Raw genomic sequence first — 25,395 nt, forward strand, 5'->3', positions numbered from 1 at the left:
TCATATACCAAAAGTTGCAAAAACTTTGTTTTCATCATTTTTTTAATTGTATTTTTGTTCTTATTCAAAAGATCATGAAGAAATTGTTATATACTTCCCTCTTTATTTTTTCATTAATAAGCTTTACAGCCAAAGCTCAATACCAGCCTAAAAACATTTCGAAAGAAGACCTGAAAAAGGCTCATCAGTGGGTAGACAAAACCTACGGATCACTTTCACAGGACGAAAAATTGGGTCAGCTGTTTATTGTAGCCCTTTATACAAACAAAGGGGAAGACTATATTAACCAGATCAGAACCATTGTGGTTAATGACAAAATCGGAGGACTTATTCTAATGCAGGATGATGCAGCCAGAGAAATTAATCTGGTGAACGAATTTCAGCAGAAATCAAAAATTCCGATGATGATCGGGATGGATGCAGAATGGGGAATTTTTCAGAGAATTGCTACCGCGCACAAATTTCCATGGGCAATGACCCTTGGAGCGATACAGGATAAAAGCCTTATTTATCAAATGTCCGCCAAAATAGCGGAAGACTGCCACAGAATGGGAATCAACTGGGATTTCGCACCGGTAGTCGATGTGAATACCAACCCTAACAATCCTATTATCGGGAACAGAAGTTTCGGTTCAGAGGTGGATAATGTGATCAGTTCAGCTTTATCTTATTCCAACGGACTTCAGGATAATACGATCCTTGCTGCCATCAAACATTTTCCGGGACACGGTGATACAAGTACAGACTCGCACCTGGATCTGCCGGTAGTTTCGCATAGTTTAGAAAGATTAAATACCGTAGAACTGGCTCCTTTTAAAGCTTTGATGGATAAAGGAATCGGTGGTGTGATGGTGGCTCACTTATATGTACCAAGCCTTGAATCGGGAAAAGGAATTCCTGCTTCGGTTTCTAAAAACATCATTACCGGAATATTAAAAGATCAGTTGGGATACAAAGGTTTAATCATTACAGATGCCCTAAATATGGGAGCTGTAGCTAATAAATATAAACCAGGCGAGCTGGATGCACTGGCATTTAAAGCCGGAAATGATATTATGCTTTTCTCGCAAGGTGTTTCAGAAGGGAAAAAATTAATTCAGAAAGGAATTGAAAAAGGTGAAATTTCTCAATCAAGAGTTGAGGAAAGTGTAAAGAAAATTCTACTGACAAAATATTTCCTGGGTCTTACGCAATACACCCCTAAAAATCCAGACAATATCAATAGCGATCTGAATAACGATTCTCACAAAACATTGGTGCAAAATTTATACGCCAATGCTTTGACATTGTTAAAAGATGATCAGAAATTGCTTCCAATCAACGGAAAACAGACTTATTATGTTCCTCTGGAAGAAGCACCTTATCAGACTTTCGCGAATCAATTAGGATCTAATGTGATCACCAAAAAAGCCAACGAGATTAATACTATCCCTGAAGGTTCTACAGTAATCGTAGGATTTCACAAGGATAATTCAACAGCTTATAAACCTTATAAAATTTCAGCAGAATCCAAGAAAGTTCTTGCTGATCTCACCAAAAATCAGAATGTTATTTTAAATGTATTCGGAAGTGCATACGCTTTAAAAGATATCGATATTTCAAAAGTATCTACCGTATTGGTCTCTTACGAAAACAATGACGACTCTATGACCGCTGCAGCCACTGCGCTGAACGGAAAAACAAAAATATCGGGCAAACTGCCTGTATTGGTCAATGACCAGCTAAAAGCAGGAATGGGAATTGAAAAGACTCCTTCTTCTGCTCCAAATGTGAACACAACAGTTTTTACAACACCAAAACAACAATAATCTAATGAAAATAGGCATACTTTGCTATCCGACCTACGGAGGAAGCGGAATCGTAGCAACAGAACTGGGAATGTCTCTTGCCAACAAAGGCTATGAGGTTCACTTTATAAGTTCTGCGCTCCCTGCGAGACTGGACATTACCAATCCGAACATTTTCTTCCACAGAGTGAATGTACAGACTTATCCGCTTTTCCAGTATCAGCCTTATGATATTGCATTAAGCTCGATGATTTACCGTGTAGTGAATCTTTATAAATTGGATCTATTACACGCTCATTACGCCATTCCATACGCATATGCCGCATTTACTGCAAAACAGATGCTGAAGGAAGATAATAATGACATTCCATTGGTAACGACTCTTCACGGAACAGATATTACTCTTGTGGGACAACATCCGAGCTATAAGCATGCCGTGGAATTTTCAATCAACCAGTCGGATGCCATCACTTCCGTTTCTCAAAGCCTTAAAAAAGATACGCTTCAGTTTTTCAACATTAAAAAAGAAATTCAGGTGATTACCAACTTTATTGATAATTCTGAATTTGATGACTTAACGGAATGCCAGAGAACACAATTTGCCAATCCGGATGAGAAAATTCTGATCCATGTTTCAAACCTTCGTCCCGTAAAACGTGTAGATGAAGTTCTACAGATTTTCAAAAGCGTTGAGAAAAAGGTGAAGTCAAAACTGATCATCATCGGTGAAGGGCCGGATATGGAAAAGGTCAACCAGTTCCTGGAAGAAAACCCTGAGCTTATTTCAAAAATCCGTCTGTTAGGAAAAGTAAACGATCTGTATAAAATCTTACAGCTTTCCGATGTATTTCTACTTCCTTCGGAACAGGAAAGTTTCGGTCTTGCAGCGCTTGAAGCTATGGCAGCTTACACTCCGGTGATCAGCTCCAATGCAGGAGGAATTCCTGAAGTGAATATCCAGGGAGAAACTGGATTCCTGGCTGAGATCGGAAATGTAGAAGCCATGAGCAATTACACGATCAAACTTTTGAGCAATGATGAGCTTTTAGCTACCATGAAGCAGAATGCAAAAGACCAGGCTATCAAATTTGATCTGAAAAATATTCTTCCTATTTATGAAGAGATGTACAGAACAACTATAGAAAATTTCAAGAAGGAGTTGACAAAAGCTTAACTCCACCAAACAGATAAAAGTTTAATTAATATTCCCGCAGGCCAGATATGGAATTGACAGACAATACGAAAGGATTTGAAGTTGAGTTTTCTATCACCAGTCTCGACGGGAATATTGATTATAATCGCCAACCGCAACGAACTGCCGTTAACCGGATCTATATTTATCAGAATGGTACAGGATCTGTGACCATCGACAAAACGTCTCTCCATCTGGAAAAATATCAGGTTCTCCTTATGGCTAAGGGACAAATCTTTTTATTCTCCGAAGATTCTTCATTAGCAGGATATGAAATTTCTTTTACCGATGCATTTTGGGAGAAAGCCCCTGAAAGTGCAAGCAACTGCAAATCTGTCCTGTTCAATCTGAATGCAGACAATCAGGGACTGGCAGCGGAAAAATATGATCTCGAAGAACTTTTTTCTGTAGCAGCCATGCTGAACCGGGAATACCAGACTGAAAATTACATCAATAAAACAGATGCTTTGGCCGCCTATCTCAAGATCATCATGATCAAGACTGCCAATATCAATTTTTCTCTGCAGGATCGCTATAACAATTCCGACAGAAAAATATACACGCATTTCCTGGAACTCGTTTCACAAAATTATCAGAAGACCCGCGAAGTTTCAGCCTATGCAGGATTCCTGAATATAACCAATAAGCAGCTTTCCAATATTTGCAATAAACAGGGCGGTATTTCACCTAAAAAATTAATTGCAGGCATGATCATCAACGAAGCTAAAAGAATGCTGTATTTCTCTGCATCACCTGTAAAAGAAATTGCTTCTGTCCTTAATTTTTCGTCAACAGAACAATTCAGTCATTTTTTCAAAAAACAAACTTCTTTGTCACCTCAGGCTTATCGGAATTTAGGTCAATTTTGACATGTGAAAGGAAAAGACTGATATTATCCACGCGCTTTAATTGATTTAATTTTGTAAAAAAAGTTATGACAGCAAAGTTAAAATCAGCCGCAGGCATCATAATCCCTGACAGTACTATTGCAGAACAGGCCAGAGAACTTCTTTTGGAGCATGGCAATGAATTTTTATACAATCACTCGATGAGGGTATTTCTTTTTTCATCTTTAAATGCTAAACGGAAAGAAATTTCCTACGACTCCGAATTATTGTATGTTTCGTCCCTGTTCCATGATCTGGGTCTGACAGAACATTACAGCAGTACTGATCTCAGATTTGAAGTAGACGGAGCGAATGCTGCAAGAGATTTTCTCAAAGGACACGGACTTCCCGAGAAAAGTCTTCAGCTTGTATGGGATACGATTGCCCTGCATACCACGATAGGAATTGCCGAACATAAAGAAGCGGAAGTCGCACTAATGTATTCAGGAGTAGGATTGGATGTGATGGGTGAAGGATATGAGCATCTGTCTGAAGCAGATCGTGAAGAGATCATAGGATTTTTCCCGAGAACAGATTTTAAGAAAAAGATTATTCCAGCATTTTTCTCAGGATTTGAGCATAAAACTGAAACCACATTCGGAAATATTAAAGCTGATGTCTGTGCTTTTATGATTCCTAATTTTCAACGAAAAAATTTCTGCGACTGTATTCTGCATTCGCCGTGGTCGGAGTAAAGGTTCGGGGTAAAGAGATAAGGATTTGCGACTTTGGGGAAGTTATGAATTATGAATTATAAGTTTTGTGATGCAGGTCCCGGAGTTAGAAAATTTAAAAAATTCACCATTCACTTGCGAAGCAAAATTGACCATTGACGTTTCTCAATCTCTGACATCTAAAATAATACATTAAATTTAGACACGATACCTTCCGTCATTGTATGGGAGGTATTTTTATATTTTTAGTCAAAACAGCACGAAAATAGAATGAACAGAACATAAATTTCAATTTTAAAAACTGGATTTCTATGGAAGGAAAATTGTGTAGAACAGAGACGGAAAATTTAATACCAAACTTAATAAAAGTACAGGATTTCCATTATATTTATCATCACACCTATGACGGAAAAACTGCTTCAATATCTCTGGAACTATAAGGTTTTCAAAAATTATGACTTCAAGGATATTGAAGGAAATCCCGTTGAAATCATCCATTTTGGAAAATGGAATACCGATGCAGGACCGGATTTTCTCAATGCAAAAATCAAAACAAAAGAACTGATCATTGCCGGACATATAGAACTTCACATCCGTACCTCAGACTGGATTTTCCACAACCATTCCCAGGATCCTAATTATCAGAATATTATTCTTCATGTGGTGTATCAAAATGACACAGAGATTGATGACCTCATCAAAAAAAATGTTCCGACTCTGGAGCTTAAAGATCATATCGACTCAAATATGCTGTGGAAATATGAAAAGCTGATCAACGGAACTCAATTTATTCCCTGCGAAAATATTTTTGATCCCAATAAAATCCCTATTCATTTTCACGAAGCCAATGTGCTTAAAAAGCTGGACGAAAAATCTCAAGAGCTGGAGAAAAGCCTGGAACAGTACAAAAATAATTTTGAAGCTGTACTCTTTCACAGCCTCGCCTACTCTTTCGGATTAAAAGTAAATGCCCATATTTTCAGGCAGATTGCAGAATCAATAGATTTTGGCATTATCAATAAGGTCCGGCAGAATGAATTACAGCTGGAAGCCCTTCTGTTTGGTATTTCAGGATGGCTGGATCATCCGAAAGACGGACAAATGATGATCTGGAAAAGGGAATTTGAATTCATCAGAAAAAAGTTCAGTATTCCCAACCTCACACTTCATCCTAAGTTTCTGAGATTGCGCCCACCCAACTTCCCCACGATCCGCCTTTCCCAATTGGCAAATCTTTATTCCAGGCATCAGAATTTATTTTCAAAAATTATACGGGTAAATAATACGGATCAGTTGTACGAAGTTTTTGAACCTGTAAAAGCCTCAGAATATTGGGGTTTTCATTTTAACTTTGGAACTATTTCAAAGTTTCAGCCTAAAACATTAAGTCCTGATTTCATTGAATTAATTATCCTCAATACGGTACTTCCGTTAAAATATACTTATCACAAATACCATCGCGAAGAAATTACCGATGAACTCGTAGAACTCTACAGAAGCAGCGCTGCAGAAAAGAATTCCGTCACTGCCGGTTGGAAAAAATTGGGACTGAAAGTGAATAATGCATTGGAAAGCCAAAGCCTGATTTATCACTATAAAAATTTATGTACAGAAAAAAAATGTCTGAACTGCGGTATAGGATTTAATCTATTGAAACAGACTTTGGACAGCTGATATTTTTCCAATCGAACCATTACACTGTATAGCCTGATTTTATATTTAAATCAATAACAATACTTTCTACATCGGATAACGATTCGTCTATCATTTCTTTCTTAAATACTGTGGTTTTATTCGAATATTTACAGAAAAAATAATGGTGGAAAAGGTTTTATTTCTGAATATAAAGCTGATCTGCTTTTCGAAATTTATTCTTAAAATAAAATTCTATGAAAAACATGAGCGTACTATTTTGTGTTTTGTTTACGTTTTTTTGTCGTGCACAGAGCTATATACAACAAAAAAATGAAATTCAAAACCTTGTAAAAGAAGTCAGACAATATATCATTAAAAAGGATACTGCAGCTTTTAAGACCTTATTTACAAAAGATTCCTTTAACTGGACTGCTGTGATTAAAGATAAAACCCAGCAAAAAAGGTTGAAAAATAAAACGCCAAATCCTTCCAATGTATTCACAAAAAATTTTCAGGATTTTCATCTGTTTCTTATGGATAAAGGTAACCAGGATGAGCTGTTTAAAAATGTACATATTGAAAACGATGATGTAATAGGCTCGGTTACTTTTGATTATTCTTTTCTTTTGAATAACAAAGTCACCAATTATGGTAAGGAATTCTGGCAGCTGGCAAAAGTCAATGGACAGTGGAAAATTATCAGTGTAATGTATAGCCTGGAGTTTGATTAATCTTTGATAAAAACTAAAGTCCTGATCAAGATCAATTTATTTATCACGAATCGGATAGGTAGAAAAAAATTGCTTAAATTGCGGTATTGGATTTAAACTTTTAAAAGAATCTTCAAATGTTTGATAATATCCGCCACAAAATGGAAAGAGAATGGTTCGGTGTTCTTACGAGAACGGGAGCCAAACTGGGGATTCCTGTATCTAAATTAAGGATCTTCTTTATCTATTCTACTTTTGCCACTGCCGGCTTTTTCTTTCTGATCTATCTGGGACTGGCATTTACGCTTTGGATCAAAGATATTTTTATCACAAGAAGGCCCAGCGTTTTTGATTTATAATTATGGAATTTTTACCGATTACTTCTGCAGAAGACTATAGAGTTCAGGACATCTATGCGTCTTATTCCAGCACATTTCCCGCAGATGAGCAAAGGGACTGGAACCAATTTACCGCTTTATTTTCAAACCCTCATGTGAAGGTAATATCTGTACTTCATGAATCTCAGTCTATAGGGTATCTGATCATTTGGGAACTGAGTTCTTATGTTTTCGTAGAACATTTTGAAGTTTTTGAAGCCTTCAGAAGCCAGAAACTGGGATCGCATATTACAGGATATCTGTTTAAAAATTATCCGAGAATTATTCTGGAAATAGAGCCTGATCATTTGGGAGAAGATGCCAAAAGACGCTATTCTTTCTATCAGAAAAACGGATTTACCCTGATCGACGAAATGTATGTACAGCCGAGTTATGGTGAAGGGAAAAAACCGCTGGATCTTTGGCTGCTGGCCAATTACACTCCCGAACATCTGAAGAGTGTGAAGGACGAAATTTATGATGTTGTGTATCACTAAAATATAAAAACCGCCGGAAGATTTCCGGCGGTTTATTTTTATTGCATCTTGTAAAATCTTTATTCTGTTTTTTTTTCACCACTGATTTCACAGATTTTCACAGATGATGATGTACATTACTCTGTATAAAAATCTATGATTTTTTTTTAAAAAGACTTAGGTGAACTTCTTATTGTCAAAGTATTAAACTTCAAAATAACTTAAGTGTTAAAAAACTTTTGTGGTTGATATTTTTCCAACAATTGATAATGACATTCACAGATGATGTGTTTAGTTCACTTGATATTCCAATTTGATGGTGATATTCGCTTCTTTTTCTTTCGAAGAAGTATTGAATGTTCCACCGTAGGAATAATCTTCATTGGAATTAGGTTCTGTAATCTGAATTACACCCATGGTTGCTTTTTTAAGATTTCCCAGACTGCTTCCTGAATTTTCAGCTATCTTCTCTGCTCTTTCTTTAGCATCTTTCGTTGCACTGGCAATCATTTCCTGCTTTACTGTGGCCAATTTGGTGTAAAAATAGGATGGTGATGATGAAGTGAATTCAATTCCACGGTTGATGATCTCCGTAATATTTCTCGAAAGGTTTTCAATCTTTACGACCTCTTTGCTTTCAATAGAAACTTTTTGGGTAAGATTGTACCCGGAAAATTCACCCTGTACGTAATTTCCATTGGAATCATTATAACTTCTGAACTGCTTTTGGATATCTACGGAAGAAAACACGATCTCACCTTGCTTAATCCCTTTTGAAACAAGATAATCGTTGATGACCTTTCTGTCTATCGCAAGCTCGTCATAAGCGGCTTTTAAATCGGAATTATTTTTGGAAAAACTTCCGGACCATGTGATCAGATCGGAAGTAAAATGTTTGGTTCCCAATCCGGTTACGGAAATGGTGTTTTCAGATTTATTTCTGTTTTTAATAGCATTCCCTAAAAAGCCAAGCCCAAGGACAAATCCTAGTGCTCCTACTGCTACTGCAATAATATTTTTATTCATAAAAATTGTGATTTTATTCTGTGTAGCAGTACATCAATTTCTATTCCGCTTTTTAAGAATTCTTTAACATTATTCCTGGTTTTTCCGGCTCAGTTTCAACACTTGAGAGAACTAGGCAAAAAGAAACATTATAAACATTAAGAAATTAAGATCTAAAAAAATGGGGTGCTTAAAGAACTTAAAAAAATCAATTTATTGATTTCTTCATTCATAACAATAAGCATACTGCTTAAATCCTTAATGTTTAAAATTAAGAAATAAACTAAAGTTTATTGAGATTAAAAAAATTAAGATCAATTTTAAACAGGCTCTTATAGGTTTGATTGCATTTATTTTACTCCCCAAGTTTTGAAATTGATCCGTTTTTCCTTTGCTTTAATCTTTCCAGATAAACAGGCATGGTTTCTTCCATTCTCAGTAATACTCCGGAAAGGTTTTTCGCCTTCACATAGGTTCTTACCTGAGGTTTAACCTCAAAAGAATACTGGATAAATTCTGAAATCCGTTCTTCGGGAATTCCGGCATTCGTAAAGTATTCATTATCTACCCGGTTTCTCACCCACATAATATGCTCCTGCAGATCGTCATACCTGTACTGTCGTTTCTGACGCCTCGCTTTTCCGCTGATCAGATCGTAAGTTCCCTGTACATCTAAGCTTCCCAAAAGTATCGGAAGAAGAACCTTTTTTACTTCTGCAGGTTTTTCACGCATCTTCCCGACAGGTTGTGGTAAGCCCACCGCCTGTTGTACAATCTCTCCTTTATTTATTTTTGTGGCTAACCGGGAATCGGTCTCAAGATCACCGGTGGGTTTTTTAACGATTTTTACTTCTCCGACATCTCTCGGTATCGGAATCATAGTGACCATCAGCTGAGGATTGTTTCCCCCTGTGAGAACTCTTGTAGACACTCTGTTGAAATCTTCTTTTACAAATCTCAGTTCGTCATTCGGAGAGGCTTCAATGGAGAATATTCCCAAGGCATTGGAAGATGTTTTCTGATCGGTAGACATATTGATAATAAGGACTGAGCTTAAATATCCCCCGTCATCATCTGTGATGCGCCCACTAACTGTTTGCTGTGCAATGAAGCTGTTAAACGCGAAAATCAGAAGAAAGAAAGTTTTCTTCCAACCAGCAATAGTCATATTTCTACATCCAACATTCATCTTCATGTTTTTAAAACTAAATATTACTCACTTTGCGCGTCTTTTTGTATTCAGCAAACGCTACTTTTAGTTCATATTCCACGACATCTGCCTTAAAGTTTTTCCTGAATTTTTTTGCCATAGTTCTTGTATCATTGGCATAAATCAGGAATGCATCAATCTGTTCCTCATCCATGCCGTATTTTTTCAGAAACTGTAAATCTATTTCGTTTTTTATTCTTTGGATAAAATCCTGGGTTTCCTTATAATTGGCTTTGGTAATTTTAAGTTCCGTCGCTTTCTTGAACAAACCCACAGCAGCATCCAGAACCCCTAAAATACTTACCTGCCCCGCATTATAATCCGGTTTGAAGGTTTTAGAAATCGCATTATCCGGTACCGCTTCGTTCATCGGACTTTTCATATATTCATCCAGTTCCGATCTTAAAGAAACCATTTTTCGTGATTCATTAAGATGCTTGTTATCTCTTTCCAGATTGCCAGTAGGTTTATATACGATCTTCACTTCCGGTATTTCTATTTCTACCCTTTCAAAACTGATCATTAAGGGAGAACTGAAATCTTCCTTTTTCATTTTTTTATCAATACGATAATACCCTTCCTTTACAAAACGTAATTCATCATTTTCAGAGGCTTCTATGCTAAATTTTCCAGAAGTATCACTCAGAGCACTTTTTTGGCTGGAAATATTGACAATTAAAACCGGATTAATATTGGTTTTACTATTATCTGTTACAACTCCGGTCACCTGCTGTTGGGAAAAAAGTTCAGCAGACATAAATAGCGGAACTGCGTAAAGGCTTTGTTTAATATATGTTCTCATCTGTGTTTATCTTTGAGTCTGTGGAGCGCGGTAGGAGGAAATTCTTGTCAGCACAAATCTTTGAAATCTGTACAGATCTGCATCACTGCAGAACCCATATTTCAGGATACTTTTCCGCTCAAAACCGCCTGCAAGTACATAACTTATAAAATGTTCAATCTGAGGCTTCTCTATTTTAAGATTGATAAAATATTCATCTCCCAGGGCTGAATGAAGGTAGCCCATCAAATCAATATCATCCCATTTATTTTTTATTTTTCCAATGGAGAATCCTTGCCCTTTCGGCTGTACAAATTCTCCAGGTCTTGCTGCCAGGATCCGTGGATCTGATTTCTGAGCGATATATTGATCAATGTCTTTGATGAGTTTTTCCACTTTTTTAGGACGGTTAAGGTTTTTGGTATCAATTTTCAGATCACCCGTGAGTCCCCGCTTAATTTCCACTTCAGGGATTAGGATGGTTTCTCTCTTTAAAATAATATTGATAGGAGCATCTATAATCTCTTTGGAAATTTTTTTGACGATACGCTCATAACCGGCTTTAACAAACCTGAGTTCATCCCCTGCCCTTCCCGAAACCATGAAATGTCCGTCCCGGTTGGTGACCGTTCTTTCATCTGTCCTGATATTAATGACTGTCACATCCTGAATCTCTGCACTGTCTTCAGAAATTACTTTTCCGAAAATGTAATTTTGGGCATTGGTATTAATGAAAAAAAGGGTGGTTAAAAAAAAGAGTAGTTTAAGTTTCACGGACAGTTTTTTATTAAGCAAATCTAAAATTATTTTTAAATTAATTTACAAGTTTAACCACAGTTAACGCGTTTTGGGATTTCTTTTTGATTTTTGCGGATTAAACTGTTAAATCGATGCTCTGAATTGTTAAAATTTCACTTAAAAATTAGCTAACTTGCAGTCTCAATTCTAAATTCAGCAATGCAAAATTCTTACACAGTGATCAATGCTTCAGCCGGGTCGGGGAAAACATATGCCCTTGTCCAGAGGCTTTTGATGATCTGTCTCCGGTATCCCAATCAGCAGCAGTCGATCAGGAATATTCTCGCACTGACTTTTACCAATAAGGCAGCGAATGAGATGAAGGAGAGAATTCTGTCGTGGCTGGGGAATTTTTCAGCCGATAATTTTGCAGAAAACGGGGATCTGAAAAACATTCAGAAAGCATTTGAAGCTGATGGTTTAAAAATTACTATTGATGAGCTTCACAACCGTTCCAAAAAACTGCTGGATTACGTTCTTCATAATTATTCAACCCTGAATATCGGAACGATTGACCGTTTTAATTCAAGGTTGGTAAGAAGTTTCTCCTATGAATTGGGTTTAGCGAAAAATTTTAATCTTGAGATCGATGCAGAACCGTTTCTGATCGAAGCTGTAGATAAAATGCTCGACCAGATCGGTGAAAATGACAATATCTCCAATTCTTTTATGGATTATGTAGATTACAGTCTGGAAAACAATGAAAGGATCAATCTGAATAAAAGCCTTTATGATTCCGCCAAGGAGTTTGTAAAAGATATTCACTACGAACATCTGAAAAGCAACAAAAGCTTTGATGATACGAATTATGAAAATATAAAAAATACGCTCAGAAAAGAGATCGTACAGAATAAAAAGAAGTCTGCAGAGCTTGCTACAAACTCTGTGGAACTCTTCCGATCCAGAAATATTGAGATCGAAGATTTTGCTCAGGGCAAAAACGGAATCGGAGGATTTTTCACGAAGGTTCAGGATTTTTATAACCAGAAAAGACCCGGTTTTCCGTTTCCTACCACGCAGGAAGAATCTGTAGTCAACAATTACAGAAAGGGGGCCGCCACGAAATCTAAAAGTAAAGAACCCGAAATACTGGAAATACTTGATCAGCTTCTGGACAACAGGATGCAGCTGATTCTTCTTTATATTGAAACGCAAAAGAAGGAAAAGATTTTATCTGCCCTTCTTCCGCTAAAGGTGAACAAAGATATTCAGGATGAATTAAAAAAAATCGAGGAAGAGAATGATCTGGTTCTGCTTTCGAAATTTAATATCCTGATCAATGAAAATCTTAAGAACGAGCCATCAGCCTTTATTTATGAAAAGGTGGGTGCGCAGTTTCAACATTTTTTCTTTGATGAATTTCAGGATACTTCGGAATTGCAGTGGCAGAATTTTGTTCCGTTGCGGGACCACAGTGTTTCCTCGGAATACACCTCTTTTACGCTGGTAGGTGATCCCAAACAGAGTATTTACAGATTCCGTGGTGGAGAAAGTAAGCTGATGCTGGATATTATCAACAAAAAGGAATTTTCTCCCAAGCAGGCAAGTCTTCTTGTTTTAAAAGATAACTGGCGAAGTGCCAAAAACATTGTACAGTTCAATAATGAGCTGTATCGTTATCATTCTCTGAATCTGGAGGAAGAGCACCGTAATATTTTCGGGGAAGATGCTGAACAGAGTCCAAGATCCCAGATTGACGGACGTGTAAAAGTAAGTCTGATCGAAAATCTCACGAATGAAGATTTTTATAATGATACTTCTGAGAAAATGCGGAACGATATTCAGGAAAGTCTGGATAACGGTTTTAAATTTTCAGACATCACGATTTTATGCCGGGGCAATTTTGATATTTTCAGTTATTCTCAAAAACTGGGAAATCTGAAAGTAAAATACCGCGGAGAAGAAACCAATATCAAAACAATTTCCGACAAAGGTCTGACACTTGAACTTTCCAACACGTTGAAAGCAGTTATTGAATTTCTGCGATGGGAAATCAATCCAAAGAATAAACCCAATCTGATCATGATGATGTATTATCTGAATACATTGGGAAGAATTCATATGGCAGATTTTACGCTGGAAATGAAAGAAGTTCTGGAACTTGAATCGCATGAAGAAATTCTTCAGTTCATCCAGAACAAATATTCATTAAAGCTGAAGCAGGAAAATTTCCCAAGATTCAACCTGTATAATTTTGTAGAGTATTACATCAATGAATTCGCTGTAGATAATAAGGAAACAGATTTCCTTCTGAATTTCCTGGAAATGCTTTTCAATTTTACACAAAATGCGGGAGCCAGCACGAAAGAATTTCTGAAATATTGGGATGAAGAGGCTTCTGCGTATACGATTCAGGCTTCAGAAAATATTGATGCCGTTCAGATCATGACGATTCACAAATCAAAGGGACTGGAATTTCCGATTGTATTTATCCCGATGATGAATAAAAACCGGGACGGTGAGTTTACCAATTGGTTTGACACCAATAATGACGATGCTCTGAAATCGGTCAACATCAATCAGTTCAATAAAAACCTTGAAGTGTATGATCAGGAAATTGAAGCATTCAACAAAAAGAATTCCTACAAAAACCTCATCGACAGGCTATGTCTTCAGTATGTAGCTACGACACGTCCTGTAGAGCAGCTGTTTTTCTATCTTCAGAAAGCGAATAAAACATCTAACAATCTTGAACTGCTGGAATTTTTTAACGGAAAAAACATCGAGGGAGCTGATGAATTTGATCTGTATGAAGTGCATCCTGAAATGTTGAAAAAGCATTCTAAAGATAAAACCTCATTATTTAAAACCAAGGATATTCAAAACCTTAAAAATATTAATGAAAACAGGTCTTCTATAAAAATTGCTACGCCATCCAAAAACTATCAGGTACGGAATGAAAAGGTAAGAATCGGGCTTTTTGTGCATGAATTACTGTCGAAAATCAATACAGAAAAAGATACAGAAAAAGTTCTGGAGAGCTACGTGCTGGATGGACAGATTACGAGGGAGGAGAAAGATGAGATTCAGGAAACCCTGACTCAAATTATTCAGAAATATGCCGAATTTTTTGACGAGAAGTGGGAAGTGATCAATGAAAAAGACATCATGATCTCGGACAGAGGTCAAAGTCATATTTTCAGACCGGACCGTATTCTAAAGAGTGATGAAGGCTATATCATTGTTGATTTTAAAACCGGTGAACAAACGGAAAAAAATGAATACCAGATCGAAAGGTATAAAAATATCCTGGAAAGCCTGGGAAGAAAGGTTTTAAAGACGCAGCTTATTTATTTATAGTTTTCCAGAAGAGCTCGAATTGAACAAGAATTAACAACAAATAACTCAATATTTTCAAAAAAAAATCTACTTTTAAATATTACTAACAGTAGGAAGACCATAAAGCAACTTCAACTCAATAAAACAATAAGATGAAAAAAATATTAACCCTAATTGCGCTGAGCCAAGCTCTTTTTATGTCCGCTCAAAAAAAAATTGAAAGCAGTACATCACAGAATACAATAGGAAAAAACACTAAAGTTAGCTTTGATCATTTATTAAAATGCAGTGATTATTCTTACGGTGAAAAATATTTTCTAACCGCAGACTATGGCTGTATTTACAACCCTAAAGAGAAAAATACTTTTGGAAATCTTATCATTTATTTACTCCCAAAAAAGAAATTAAATCTTAAGGACAGTGAAATAGATAAGGAAGTAGACAGAATAAATCATTTAAATATTGAAAAATTCAAAGAGAATTTTGAAATCTATGTTTATTTAATCCCAAAAGAATTTCTAAATTATAATGCTACTGGAGATCCTGTATACTATCAAAATAAGATTTATAAGGAAAAGCTATTTACATATAAGGGAAATCAATGGGAATTAATAGACTCCATGAGTATTAAGAATTCTTCAGAGAGTCAAAAAGAGCAGGAATGGAGAGAAGCTTTTATAGAGAAACAGTCAGATCTCTGATAAAAAAAAAGGAACATCATAGAAAGATACTACTTGTCAATAGTTTTCCACAAAGTAATGTTGATAACTTTTAAAACACCTGTTAAACATCTGTAACAAAAGGTAATTATAAGATTTAAAACTACAGATATTACCAACAATCAGAAGAAAATTTCACCCATATTTGTGGATAACTTCGAAATCAGGATATCCATCAAGATAAAAGCCGCCCGGCCGTTCTTCGAACGGCCGGGCGGCTTTTTACCTTATATGTACTTAAGCTGTTGCAGCCGGTACAAAAACTCTCTGAGACAATTCCTGGTCAAAAAGATATAATGCAGATGGATTGTCGCAAACCATCTTGATTTTTGTAACGTACTGTGAAGCGCTGGCTTCTTCTTCTACCTGCTCGTTGATGAACCACTGCATGAAAGAAGTTGTCGCAAAATCACCTTCGTCGTTTGCATTTTTTACGATGTTAAAGATGCTTCTTGTTACTTTTTTCTCGTGCTCCAGAGCTTTTTCGAAGATATCTGTTGCATTTTCGAATTCATGAGGAGGTTTTGCAATCTCTCCGATGATGATGTCTCCGCCTACGTCATTTAAAAAGTCAAACATTTTATCTGCGTGCATCAATTCTTCTTTGCTCTGAACTCTGAAGTAATTCGCAATCCCGTCAAGATCTTTTCCTGAAAACCAGGCAGACATTGAAAGGTAATATTGTGCAGCATATTGTTCGTGAGCTATCTGTTCGTTAATTAACGTTGCAATTTTTTCGCTGATCATAAGTATAAATTTATATTCAAAAATAAGGAATAAAAGCCCGAAATCAAAAGTTTTAATGAAATTTAATACAAAAAGGACGGGTATTTCCCCATCCTTCTCACATTAAAAAATCAAAATTACGAACTGTTATTTAGCTTCCGGAGCTGCAGTGTTCATTGGCTTCTTCATCATTTTCCCATCCTTCATTGCCGTCTTTCTCTGCTCCATTTTAGCTTTTCTGTCGGCCTGCCATTTATCATACTGATCAGGAGTAAGAATCTTCTTCATATCGGCATCCATTTGAGCTCTTTTAGTTTTCATATCCTCCATTTTTGCCTGTCTTGCTTCTTTGTTCTTATCGAAGTCGGCTTTCATTTCAGACTTTCTTTTTTCATGAAGGCTTTTTATCTGTGCAACCTGAGAGTCGTTCAGATTCAGATCTTTTTTCATTTCATCAAGGTGCTTCTGGTGCTTCTGCTCCATTTTCTGGTGCATCTCTGCTTTTCTTGCTTCTTTGTCCTGTGGAGTTGTTGTCTGTTGCGCCATGGCAAGACCTCCTATTCCGATAAATGCTATTGCTAAAACTAGTTTTTTCATCTTAAAAAATATTTAATTAATTGTTATACATATCTTTGATTATTAGTTAAAAGATAAGTTAAACCGAAATATTCATAAAAAATGTTAAATTATACTATTAAAATAATAAAATTGAAAAATAAAAAAGGACAGATCCTAAAACCTGTCCTTCACACCACTTAAATATAATATATGAAAATTATTTATTGCTTACCAGATTGCCTCTGAAACCACCCCCATTGCTGTTCTGTGATCTCGAAGGCTGACTTTCAGATCTTGAGCTTCCTCCATTTCCTCTGAATCCTCCGCTGTTATTTTCTCTTCGTGGAGCACTTTCTCTTTTCACTTCACCGCTTCCTCTGAAGCCTCCATTATTTCCTAATTCTCTTGTCCCGTTATTTTCAGAACTTCCTCTGAAACCACCATTGTTTCTTTCTCTATTGTTTTCGTTACGGAAACCTCCTGAGTTTTCAGATCTTCTGTCATTATTTCCAGCCTGATTTCTGAAACCTCCGGAATTACTGCCATCTCTTACCGGTCCTCTGAATCCGTTATTCGGTCTATCGCTGGTACGGATCACATTAAAGGTTGGGTTATCCATTCTGCGGAATCTTGATCTGTCTACTCTGTACACATTGATATTTACATTTCTGTACCTCGGCATTACGGCATATCTTGGCACATAATACGTTCTTCTGTAATTCTGGAAGTAAACGATCGGGCTTGATCCACGGTAATAATTGTTTTGGAAAACAACAAATACCCTTGGTCCTAAAATTCTTTCCAACGCATAGAATCTGTCATAATACCATCTGTCCGGGTTATATTTGTAAAAATTATCCCATGTAGAGAAATTCACATATAAATTATTCAGACTCATGATCTGGTCCATTTGCCAACGGTTCAGTCTGTTTTCCCTGAAGAAGACATTCCAGTTGATATTGGTGACACTGTTTCTGTAATCATTGTAATATCCCTGATAGTAATCGCCTGGATAATAGTCCTGCGGATAGTTGTAATAATAATCGTCCGGGAAATAATTCCTGTCATCTTCATCGGTATAGCCTCCGTTCTGGTAATACCCGTCATCTCCCCATCCGTTATTTGGATACTGCTGGGCGGAAGACAAAGCTGCCAGTCCCAAGGCAAATCCCAAAAGTATTTTTTTCATCTCTATAGTCGTTAATTGGTTAGTATATAGTAGAATATCTCTATTCTATCTTTTGGATATAAATAAAAAAAAGAAGTTAAATCCTAAGATCAAACTTCTTTTAATTTATCGTTAACCAATTGATAATCAAATGTTAAATTTACGCTCTTCCACTATCTTTTATCCAATAAGCGATTTTTTCATTGAATTCTTTCATTCCTTTCAGATCCTCAAGGTTCAGATGCATTCTGTAACGCCAGTAGTGTGGAAAAACCGCAGGATTATTGATCCTTTCATTATCTACATTCGGATTGGTAAGTTCCGGATCAGTCGCTAGAAACTCCTGAATCGGGAAAATAGCCAGCATCGCATCATTGTAAAGATGTTGTTTCATGATAATTTCAGCTAAGTGAGAATCCATTTCTTCAGGGGCTTTTCCATATTGGATCAGCTGCTGGTTAAAATATTTTTGGGTCAAAGCCGGATCTTCTTTCCACCATTGTCTCAGTGTAGAGCTGTCATGGGAAGAAGCCGTGACCACATTCATATAATCTGCATTTTTAGGATTATAAAACGGAATATTATCTGACGGCATACGCTGAACTTTTAACGCGATAATCGCCAGCTCATCCATTGCCACAGGGACACATGTTGGAACCATTCCAAGGTCTTCCCCACAGATCAGCATTTTTGTAGCATTCAGAATAACCGGAAGCTTTTCCATTGCTTTTTCATACCACAGATGATCCTGTCTTCTGAAGAAATAGTCGTGGTATAGGTCATAGATTGCTTTTTGCTCCCATTCAGGAAGATATTGATAAGAATCTGTATTGTAAACGTTAAATCTTGGATGATAGACCGTTTCTCCATTTCTCTCTTCAGCCAGGAATAAAACATTGGCACAGAGTGAAACCAGTTTTTCTTCAATAGCACCTTTTGGATTCTTTTTGAAAAAATCGGTTAATTTTCTCTGGGTATCGAATTCTTCTTTAAATGAATAGGTCCCATCATTATTATTGTTAATAAATTCAAGCGCAGCGCTACTCTCTTCACCGAAATATTTCCACAGAATTTTATCATTGATGAAAGGCTTGCAATACCGGTTAAAATCAAACGGAATATGTCTGGCTTTAAATTCATCCACAACAATCGGAACAGCAGGATAAAAATACCCTAAAATCCCCTGTGTAGCAGATATTGGCATTCTCCAGATCCTGAAAAATCCTAAAATATGATCGATTCTCATCGCATCGAAATACTGTTCCAATGCTTTAAATCTGTTTTTCCACCATCGGTAGTCGTCTTCCTTCATCGCTTCCCAGTTGTATGTCGGGAATTCCCAGTTTTGCCCCAGTTCTGTAAATTGATCCGGCGGTGCTCCGGCCTGGAAATCCATTCCGAAAAGTTCAGGTTCTGTCCAGGCTTCTACAGAATGCCTGTAAATACCAATCGGAAGGTCACCTTTCAATGAAACACCTAAACTGTGGGTATAATCTACAGCATCTTTCAGCTGTAAGTGAAGCTGATATTGCACCCATGCATGAAGCATCGAAGCATCATAATCTTTACTTTTTACGGCAAAGAATTGTGAAATTTTACCAGCAATATATTTCTTGTGGGTTTTCCAGTCGTTGAAGTTTGGCGTTTTATATTTATCCCTCAACACACAAAAAGCGGCATAAGGAACCAGCCAGTGCTCATTATCTTTTATAAATTTTTTGAAGCCTCTGTCTTTATAGATTTTTTCTTTTTCTGCATTGAAAACTGTTTTTAAAAATTTCCATTTGCCGGCAATTACTTTTTCATAATCAATCAAGTCCAAAGCATTTAATGCCTCTTTCTCAGACTGATACTCAGAAACTAATTCTTTCGGCAAAGGAAAATCAAGGTTTTCCAGTGAAATATACTGCGGATGCAGTGCATAAACAGAAACAGCCGCGTAAGGGTAAGAATCCGTCCAGGAATAATTGGCCGTGGTATCGTTAATCGGAAGAATCTGGATAATTCCAAGATTGGTTTCACGGGTCCAGTCAGCGAGGTTTTTAAGATCTGAAAATTCTCCAACTCCTAAACCATTCTCACTTCTCAAAGAAAAGACAGGAACCGCTACTCCGGCATCATGATACATCTGATAGGACCTGAACTTAAAATAATGATTGGAAACAATCTGCAGGACATCCGGAAGCGGATTGGCAAGGGTAAACCTGTTTTCACCAGTCTCCACATCAATCACTCTTCCTTCTTTTAAATCGTAAAGACAATATTTAAACTGAATAAATTCGTTCTCAGGAATTTCAACGGAAGCTTCCCAGATTCCAAAATCGGTCTGCGAAAGATGGATCGCTTTTTCGTAATTCCAGTTTCCCAGAGATGCCGTACTGCCGAACAGTGCAATTTTCCAGTCCGGGTTATAAACAGGCGCTTCTATTCTGAATAAATGGGTGTGCTTTTTTAAAACCGTCGCTTTTTCAGGAACAAACTGATTGAGCTTATTATAAAGAATTTTATTGTTTAAATAGTTTTCAGGAAAATTCTTATTACTCCATTCATCGAAAATAATAAACTCCTTGTAGTTATGTGGAAAATTAAGATGATGCAGGACAAATTCTTCTCTGAGGATATTTCCTTTTTCGTCTGAAACCTGGTATTTATATGAAACTGATTTTGAGAAATAATCTACCTCACATTTCCAAATGCCGTTTTCTGCATAAAATAGGGTATGAGTCTGGACAGCAGCTCCTTTATCATCTACAATCAACAGCTGCAGATTCTGCCCGGCCTTTGCATTATATCCTACATTAAAGTATAACTTCATCTATATTTTTTTATAAAAATACATTTTAATATCGAAAAATAAAACTTATTGAAGATCAAATAATCATTAAAAAACCTTTCCAAAACAAGTTGAAAAGGTTTTAAATTTTAACAAGGTTTAATAAAATATTTATCTTTAATTTAAACCCATTATTTCGTAACCAGGATCTTTTTGTTCAGTAAAGCTTTACCGGATTCATCTGTAATATTGACAATGTACGCTCCGTTGACAAGACTTTTCAAATAGACCTGCTGATTGAGTGAACCGTCTTTTACGGACAGTTTCTGTTTCATCACATTTTTTCCGGAAATATCGAAAACATTCAGGTGAATATTTCCTTTTATCTTTTGATCATTGACATTGATGTTAATGAAATGTTCATCTACTTTCGTCGGATAGATATCGATATTCGCCAATGCATTGGCTGAAGTCGCTCTGTCATTGGCAAAATATTTACTCGCCAGGTCGTAAATATGTGGTTTTTCTCCACCAGGAAGCACTTTGGCCTGAAGGGTATTTAAATCTACTTCATACAAACTGTCTCCTTTAGCACTGGCGACCACTACTTTCCCGCTGGCATTAACTGCAGATCCGTTTACTGAATAATTTTCAGGAAGACCGGAGATCTTACCTACAAATTTCGCTTTCAGTTCTTTGGGCACCACTTTAAAGACATTTCCAGAAGCCGAAAAAACATAGAAATTATTGTCAGCATCCGCAATCATATCACCTCCGAAGCCTGTTTCAAGAGCTGTGAATGAATTCTTTCCGTTGGAAGCATCATCTTTAATAATCCCAAGATCATTAACGGTGTACTGGCTGCCTTTTCTGCTGATTTGCAAAAGTTGTGATCCAGCGTTGTTCAGGGCATAAATATTTCCGTCATATCCAGCGGTCATTCTGGTGATATGAGAATTGATATCGCACGATGTTACTTTGGCAAAAGTATTTTCTACCAGCGTAATTTCCTTTGTCTTCGCATTCAAAATATAAATATTGGACGAAAACATCGGCATATATACCAGGTTATTGTTCATCGGATCATAAGCCAGAGCCGCCATGGCAGTCGCCTGTGAGTGATTATAGGAATTTTTATCTTCAGACACGTTACCTTTTCTTTCCTGAGAAAATACTTTTGCCACAGCATCAGCTGCGAATAGTTTATCTCCTGAAGTGCCATTGGCCGCATCCATCACACGGAAATCACTGAAAACAATACTGGAAGTATCTTTTCCGGCAATCGCGAAAAAATCCTGCTGTGCATAGGCGTTGGTACCTAACACAAGCAGGAAAAGAGGGAATAAATGTTTTTTCATACAATGTAGAATTTAGATTCGTAATGATTTTAGTATGACTAAGTTACATAATTTAAAAATGGAATCATAAAAAAATAGCAGTATTTACATACCATTTACAATCATTTAATCTAAACGTTGATATTTCGATAAATAATTTTTTTTTTAACACAAACAGCACAAATATTTTCACAAATGCCACTATTGAAAGACTGCAACATTCGTGTTATTGGTGAGAAAGATGAGTAGAATTTGTCTTTTTTAACGCAAAGAAAAACAAAGAATTGACTTTAATTACTTTAAAATAAGATAAACAAAGGCGTTTCACTTATTTCCGAAATACGATTTTTAGAATAAAATAAAGCCTTAAAATTTTTGCTGTTTTGTTTTACCAAAGATGGCCGGTTCTGCCGACGTGAGTGAGGTTTTCGGATTAAATCTGCGAGAGATATAGAAAGAAATTACTGAAGTATGAACATAAAAAACTCCCGCAGATCACACAGATTACAACAGATTTTTATGAGCTGTAGAATCTATATGAGCTGCGGGAGCTGTACTATTTATTTTTGAGGTTAATTCAGAACGTAGGTGGTTCCGTCTCTTCCGTCTTTTAATTCGATGCCTTCAGCAAGCAGTTTGTCTCTGATCTGGTCTGACAGGTCGAAGTTTTTTGATTTTCTGGCCTGATTTCTCAGTTCAATCAAAACTTTTAAAGTCTGATCAAGCTTCTCGTTATTGTTTTCCTCAATATTCTGCAGTCCCAAAACATCGAATACAAAAGCATTCAGCGTTGTTTTTAAGTCTTCAAGATCTTCAGAAGAAATCGTTTCTTTCTCATCATTTAAAGCGAAAATATATTTTACAGCTTCAAATAAATGAGCGATCAGAATCGGAGAATTGAAATCATCATTTAGGGCATCATAAGCTTTAGTTTTCCACTCTTTAAGATCAAAACCGGACTGTTTTTCATTATCCGGAGTGATTGAGTTTAATACTTTAATAGCTTCCATTAATCTGATAAAACCTTTTTCGCTCGCAATCATCGCATCATTGGAAATATCCAGCACACTTCTGTAGTGCGCCTGCAGGAAGCAGAAACGTACGATGGTAGGATGGAAAGGTTTTTCAAAGAAATCATTTTCACCTGTTACCAACTGCATCGGAAGGATATAATTTCCTGTAGATTTACTCATACGCTGGGAATTCATCGTCAGCATATTGGCATGCATCCAGTAATTCACCGGAGCCGTATCATTGCAGGCTTTCCCTTGTGCGATTTCACATTCGTGGTGTGGGAATTTCAAGTCCATTCCTCCACCGTGAATATCAAATTTTTCACCAAGATATTTTGTACTCATAGCAGTACATTCAAGGTGCCATCCCGGGAAACCTTCGCCCCAAGGGGAATTCCATCTCATAATATGAGCAGGAGATGCTTTTTTCCATAGGGCAAAATCCTGTGGATTTTTCTTTTCGCCCTGTCCGTCAAGATCACGTGTATTGGCAAAAAGTTCTTCGATATTACGTTTTGAAAGTTCACCGTAGTTCAGTCCTCTGTTATTGTATTCCAAAACATCGAAATAGACAGAACCATTGCTTTCATAGGCAAAACCTCTTTCGATAAGCTTCTGTGTAAGCTCGATCTGCTCTACGATATGACCTGTAGCTGTAGGTTCGATATTGGGAGGAAGCAGGTTGAACATTTCCAAAACTTTATGAAAATCCACCGTATATTTCTGTACGATTTCCATAGGTTCCAGCTTTTCCAGACGGGTTTGTTTTACGAATCTGTCATTATCGACATTTCCATCGTCTGTAAGGTGACCTGCATCAGTGATGTTTCTCACATATCTTACTTTATACCCTAAGTGGATCAAGGTACGATAGATAAAATCAAAGGAAAGGAAGGTTCTTACATTCCCTAAATGCACATTGCTGTACACGGTAGGTCCGCAGACATACATTCCTACGTTTCCTTCTAAAATGGGTTTAAATATTTCTTTTTCTCCGGTAAGAGAGTTATATAATTTTAATTGCATTTTTTTAAATTAAAAGATTCAATGATTAAAGGATTTAAAAATTAGTTAAAATAATTCTATCCACAACAAATAATCGTTGTGAGAAAAATTTTATTTGAAACTTTTTTAAATATGACCATTATTAAATTGCTTTTAAGTGATACTGAAGATGATCAATATAATCCTGGATAATATATTCCAGTGTGAAAGTCTGAGGAACCGTTTTTGTGGTGTCACAGGTTCTCTGCAAAGCTTCATCGGGAATATTTTCTACGGTATGCACAATCTGAAAATTCAACGATTTCCAAAGACCGATGATCTCTGAAACCGGAATATTCTGATAATTCTGTGCTTTTACCCAAAAATCCTGATCATATACAATATTATCGTTTTCCTTATACTGAGTGACTACAAATCGTCTGATATTACTGAGTGCGCTATCACAAAGATGGCCTAAAATTTCTTTTTTCGACCATTTTTCGGGTGAAATTTTATAGTTCCAATCTTCTTCAGAAATAGCCTCAAATCTCTGAAGTTCGGCATTCACAATATTTTTAAGAATCTGATAGTTCATCTGTTTACTAATAATCTAATTTCGCATGACTTCCCACATAATGCAGGAATTCCTGTCTTGTGATAGGATTGGTTCTGAAAATACCGCTCAATTCTGCCGTAATGGTAGAACTTGCCGTATCTTTTATTCCTCTGCAGTTCACACACAAATGTTTTGCATCGATGATACAGGCTACATCTTTGGTGCCTAGTGCTTCTTTTAAGGCATCTACAATCTGCATCGTCAGTCTTTCCTGAACCTGCGGTCTTTTTGCATAATAATCCACAATCCTGTTGATCTTCGAAAGACCAATCACTTCACCATTTGAAATATAGGCTACATGGGCTCTTCCGATGATCGGCAGAAAGTGGTGTTCACAGAAAGAATACACGGTAATATCTTTTTCCACCAGCATCTGGCGGTATTTATATTTATTTGAAAATGTGGAAATTCCCGGCTTGTTTTCGGGAAGAAGACCTCCAAAAATTTCATTCACATACATTTTGGCAACACGCTTCGGAGAATCCTTTAAAGAATCATCCGTCATATCCATCCCCAGTGTTTCCATAATTTCACCGAAAAGTTCGGTAATTTTTTCTATTTTTTCCTGTGGCGATTTATCAAATGCATCTTTCCTAATAGGCGTATGTTCTTTTCCAGTGAAAATATCATCGTCGTTATCGGTAAAATCAACCATTTTTATTTAATTTGCAACAAAAATACGGATAAAAT

Annotated in this window: 22 protein-coding genes; 10 read left to right on the forward strand and 12 right to left on the reverse strand. The window is 36.6% G+C overall.

The genetic code is table 11. The features are described from left to right. Positions 1-74: 74 nt before the first annotated feature. The 8 genes from N0B48_RS13655 (at position 75) to N0B48_RS13690 (ending at position 7,759) form a co-directional block, all read left to right on the forward strand. Positions 75-1,808 carry a glycoside hydrolase family 3 protein gene (locus N0B48_RS13655; RefSeq protein WP_259839340.1) on the forward strand — a complete coding sequence of 578 codons (1,734 nt, stop codon included), beginning with the start codon at positions 75-77 and terminating at the stop codon, positions 1,806-1,808. Between the two features lie 4 nt (positions 1,809-1,812). Further along, entirely contained in the window at positions 1,813-2,961 is a 1,149-nt protein-coding gene (gene bshA / locus N0B48_RS13660) for an N-acetyl-alpha-D-glucosaminyl L-malate synthase BshA (protein WP_259839341.1), read from the forward strand. 47 nt (positions 2,962-3,008) lie between these two features. Next, a complete protein-coding gene (locus N0B48_RS13665; RefSeq protein WP_259839342.1) occupies positions 3,009-3,848 on the forward strand; it encodes a helix-turn-helix domain-containing protein in 840 nt (279 codons plus the stop codon). Between the two features lie 65 nt (positions 3,849-3,913). Beyond that, a complete protein-coding gene (locus tag N0B48_RS13670) occupies positions 3,914-4,561 on the forward strand; it encodes an HD domain-containing protein (protein ID WP_259839343.1) in 648 nt (215 codons plus the stop codon). 381 nt (positions 4,562-4,942) lie between these two features. Then, positions 4,943-6,214, forward strand: coding sequence for a DUF2851 family protein (locus tag N0B48_RS13675; protein WP_259839344.1), 1,272 nt, complete (start codon positions 4,943-4,945; stop codon positions 6,212-6,214). 224 nt (positions 6,215-6,438) lie between these two features. Then, positions 6,439-6,906 (forward strand): hypothetical protein, encoded by a 468-nt coding sequence (locus N0B48_RS13680; protein WP_259839345.1) that lies wholly within the window; start codon positions 6,439-6,441, stop codon positions 6,904-6,906. A gap of 116 nt (positions 6,907-7,022) precedes the next feature. Next, on the forward strand, positions 7,023-7,244 hold the full coding sequence (locus N0B48_RS13685; RefSeq protein WP_034725857.1) for a PspC family transcriptional regulator: 222 nt from the start codon (positions 7,023-7,025) through the stop codon (positions 7,242-7,244). Between the two features lie 2 nt (positions 7,245-7,246). Beyond that, positions 7,247-7,759 (forward strand): GNAT family N-acetyltransferase, encoded by a 513-nt coding sequence (locus tag N0B48_RS13690; RefSeq protein WP_259839346.1) that lies wholly within the window; start codon positions 7,247-7,249, stop codon positions 7,757-7,759. A gap of 270 nt (positions 7,760-8,029) precedes the next feature. Here the strand turns inward: N0B48_RS13690 and N0B48_RS13695 are convergent, their stop codons facing one another. The 4 genes from N0B48_RS13695 to N0B48_RS13710 form a co-directional block, all read right to left on the reverse strand. Beyond that, entirely contained in the window at positions 8,030-8,764 is a 735-nt protein-coding gene (locus N0B48_RS13695) for an SIMPL domain-containing protein (RefSeq protein ID WP_259839347.1), read from the reverse strand. A gap of 334 nt (positions 8,765-9,098) precedes the next feature. Continuing rightward, entirely contained in the window at positions 9,099-9,938 is an 840-nt protein-coding gene (locus tag N0B48_RS13700) for a carboxypeptidase-like regulatory domain-containing protein (RefSeq protein WP_259839348.1), read from the reverse strand. Positions 9,939-9,948: 10 nt separating this feature from the next. Beyond that, positions 9,949-10,755, reverse strand: coding sequence for a hypothetical protein (locus N0B48_RS13705; RefSeq protein WP_259839349.1), 807 nt, complete (start codon positions 10,753-10,755; stop codon positions 9,949-9,951). A gap of 6 nt (positions 10,756-10,761) precedes the next feature. Beyond that, positions 10,762-11,508, reverse strand: a complete 747-nt coding sequence (locus N0B48_RS13710; protein ID WP_259839350.1) for a carboxypeptidase-like regulatory domain-containing protein — start codon at positions 11,506-11,508, stop codon at positions 10,762-10,764. Between the two features lie 168 nt (positions 11,509-11,676). Here N0B48_RS13710 and N0B48_RS13715 point away from each other — a divergent pair, with 168 nt between their 5' ends. Both N0B48_RS13715 and N0B48_RS13720 read left to right on the forward strand, forming a co-directional pair. Then, positions 11,677-14,832: a UvrD-helicase domain-containing protein gene (locus N0B48_RS13715; RefSeq protein WP_349644558.1), complete on the forward strand. Its 3,156-nt coding sequence runs from the start codon at positions 11,677-11,679 to the stop codon at positions 14,830-14,832. A gap of 131 nt (positions 14,833-14,963) precedes the next feature. Beyond that, positions 14,964-15,512: a hypothetical protein gene (locus N0B48_RS13720; RefSeq protein ID WP_259839352.1), complete on the forward strand. Its 549-nt coding sequence runs from the start codon at positions 14,964-14,966 to the stop codon at positions 15,510-15,512. A 255-nt stretch (positions 15,513-15,767) separates the two neighbouring features. Here N0B48_RS13720 and N0B48_RS13725 read toward each other — a convergent pair whose 3' ends face one another. The 8 genes from N0B48_RS13725 to folE form a co-directional block, all read right to left on the reverse strand. After that, entirely contained in the window at positions 15,768-16,277 is a 510-nt protein-coding gene (locus N0B48_RS13725; RefSeq protein WP_259839353.1) for a ferritin, read from the reverse strand. A gap of 126 nt (positions 16,278-16,403) precedes the next feature. Then, the gene (locus N0B48_RS13730; protein WP_259839354.1) at positions 16,404-16,853 is read right to left on the reverse strand and encodes a DUF4890 domain-containing protein; all 450 of its coding nucleotides are present in this window, start codon (positions 16,851-16,853) and stop codon (positions 16,404-16,406) included. Between the two features lie 178 nt (positions 16,854-17,031). Then, the gene (locus N0B48_RS13735) at positions 17,032-18,003 is read right to left on the reverse strand and encodes a hypothetical protein (RefSeq protein ID WP_259839355.1); all 972 of its coding nucleotides are present in this window, start codon (positions 18,001-18,003) and stop codon (positions 17,032-17,034) included. Positions 18,004-18,142: 139 nt separating this feature from the next. After that, complete coding sequence (locus N0B48_RS13740) at positions 18,143-20,797, reverse strand: 4-alpha-glucanotransferase (RefSeq protein WP_259839356.1); 2,655 nt, start codon at positions 20,795-20,797, stop codon at positions 18,143-18,145. A gap of 149 nt (positions 20,798-20,946) precedes the next feature. Further along, entirely contained in the window at positions 20,947-22,113 is a 1,167-nt protein-coding gene (locus N0B48_RS13745; protein WP_259839357.1) for a T9SS type A sorting domain-containing protein, read from the reverse strand. Positions 22,114-22,664: 551 nt separating this feature from the next. After that, on the reverse strand, positions 22,665-24,131 hold the full coding sequence (gene cysS / locus N0B48_RS13750) for a cysteine--tRNA ligase (protein ID WP_259839358.1): 1,467 nt from the start codon (positions 24,129-24,131) through the stop codon (positions 22,665-22,667). Positions 24,132-24,252: 121 nt separating this feature from the next. Next, on the reverse strand, positions 24,253-24,684 hold the full coding sequence (locus N0B48_RS13755) for a DinB family protein (protein WP_259839359.1): 432 nt from the start codon (positions 24,682-24,684) through the stop codon (positions 24,253-24,255). Between the two features lie 7 nt (positions 24,685-24,691). Continuing rightward, a complete protein-coding gene (folE, locus tag N0B48_RS13760) occupies positions 24,692-25,360 on the reverse strand; it encodes a GTP cyclohydrolase I FolE (RefSeq protein ID WP_034725871.1) in 669 nt (222 codons plus the stop codon). Positions 25,361-25,395 lie beyond the last annotated feature (35 nt).

Source organism: Chryseobacterium herbae (assembly GCF_025154075.1).
Classification (GTDB): Bacteria; Bacteroidota; Bacteroidia; order Flavobacteriales; family Weeksellaceae; genus Chryseobacterium; species Chryseobacterium herbae.

What these genes read in the sequence shown, in the direction of transcription:
- N0B48_RS13655 (WP_259839340.1), top strand. Translation starts at nt 75, where the DNA reads ATGAAGAAATTGTTATATACTTCCCTCTTTATTTTTTCATTAATAAGC.
- bshA (WP_259839341.1), top strand. Translation starts at nt 1,813, where the DNA reads ATGAAAATAGGCATACTTTGCTATCCGACCTACGGAGGAAGCGGAATC.
- N0B48_RS13665 (WP_259839342.1), top strand. Translation starts at nt 3,009, where the DNA reads ATGGAATTGACAGACAATACGAAAGGATTTGAAGTTGAGTTTTCTATC.
- N0B48_RS13670 (WP_259839343.1), top strand. Translation starts at nt 3,914, where the DNA reads ATGACAGCAAAGTTAAAATCAGCCGCAGGCATCATAATCCCTGACAGT.
- N0B48_RS13675 (WP_259839344.1), top strand. Translation starts at nt 4,943, where the DNA reads ATGACGGAAAAACTGCTTCAATATCTCTGGAACTATAAGGTTTTCAAA.
- N0B48_RS13680 (WP_259839345.1), top strand. Translation starts at nt 6,439, where the DNA reads ATGAGCGTACTATTTTGTGTTTTGTTTACGTTTTTTTGTCGTGCACAG.
- N0B48_RS13685 (WP_034725857.1), top strand. Translation starts at nt 7,023, where the DNA reads ATGTTTGATAATATCCGCCACAAAATGGAAAGAGAATGGTTCGGTGTT.
- N0B48_RS13690 (WP_259839346.1), top strand. Translation starts at nt 7,247, where the DNA reads ATGGAATTTTTACCGATTACTTCTGCAGAAGACTATAGAGTTCAGGAC.
- N0B48_RS13695 (WP_259839347.1), bottom strand. Translation starts at nt 8,764, where the DNA reads ATGAATAAAAATATTATTGCAGTAGCAGTAGGAGCACTAGGATTTGTC.
- N0B48_RS13700 (WP_259839348.1), bottom strand. Translation starts at nt 9,938, where the DNA reads ATGAAGATGAATGTTGGATGTAGAAATATGACTATTGCTGGTTGGAAG.
- N0B48_RS13705 (WP_259839349.1), bottom strand. Translation starts at nt 10,755, where the DNA reads ATGAGAACATATATTAAACAAAGCCTTTACGCAGTTCCGCTATTTATG.
- N0B48_RS13720 (WP_259839352.1), top strand. Translation starts at nt 14,964, where the DNA reads ATGAAAAAAATATTAACCCTAATTGCGCTGAGCCAAGCTCTTTTTATG.
- N0B48_RS13725 (WP_259839353.1), bottom strand. Translation starts at nt 16,277, where the DNA reads ATGATCAGCGAAAAAATTGCAACGTTAATTAACGAACAGATAGCTCAC.
- N0B48_RS13730 (WP_259839354.1), bottom strand. Translation starts at nt 16,853, where the DNA reads ATGAAAAAACTAGTTTTAGCAATAGCATTTATCGGAATAGGAGGTCTT.
- N0B48_RS13735 (WP_259839355.1), bottom strand. Translation starts at nt 18,003, where the DNA reads ATGAAAAAAATACTTTTGGGATTTGCCTTGGGACTGGCAGCTTTGTCT.
- N0B48_RS13740 (WP_259839356.1), bottom strand. Translation starts at nt 20,797, where the DNA reads ATGAAGTTATACTTTAATGTAGGATATAATGCAAAGGCCGGGCAGAAT.
- N0B48_RS13745 (WP_259839357.1), bottom strand. Translation starts at nt 22,113, where the DNA reads ATGAAAAAACATTTATTCCCTCTTTTCCTGCTTGTGTTAGGTACCAAC.
- cysS (WP_259839358.1), bottom strand. Translation starts at nt 24,131, where the DNA reads ATGCAATTAAAATTATATAACTCTCTTACCGGAGAAAAAGAAATATTT.
- N0B48_RS13755 (WP_259839359.1), bottom strand. Translation starts at nt 24,684, where the DNA reads ATGAACTATCAGATTCTTAAAAATATTGTGAATGCCGAACTTCAGAGA.
- folE (WP_034725871.1), bottom strand. Translation starts at nt 25,360, where the DNA reads ATGGTTGATTTTACCGATAACGACGATGATATTTTCACTGGAAAAGAA.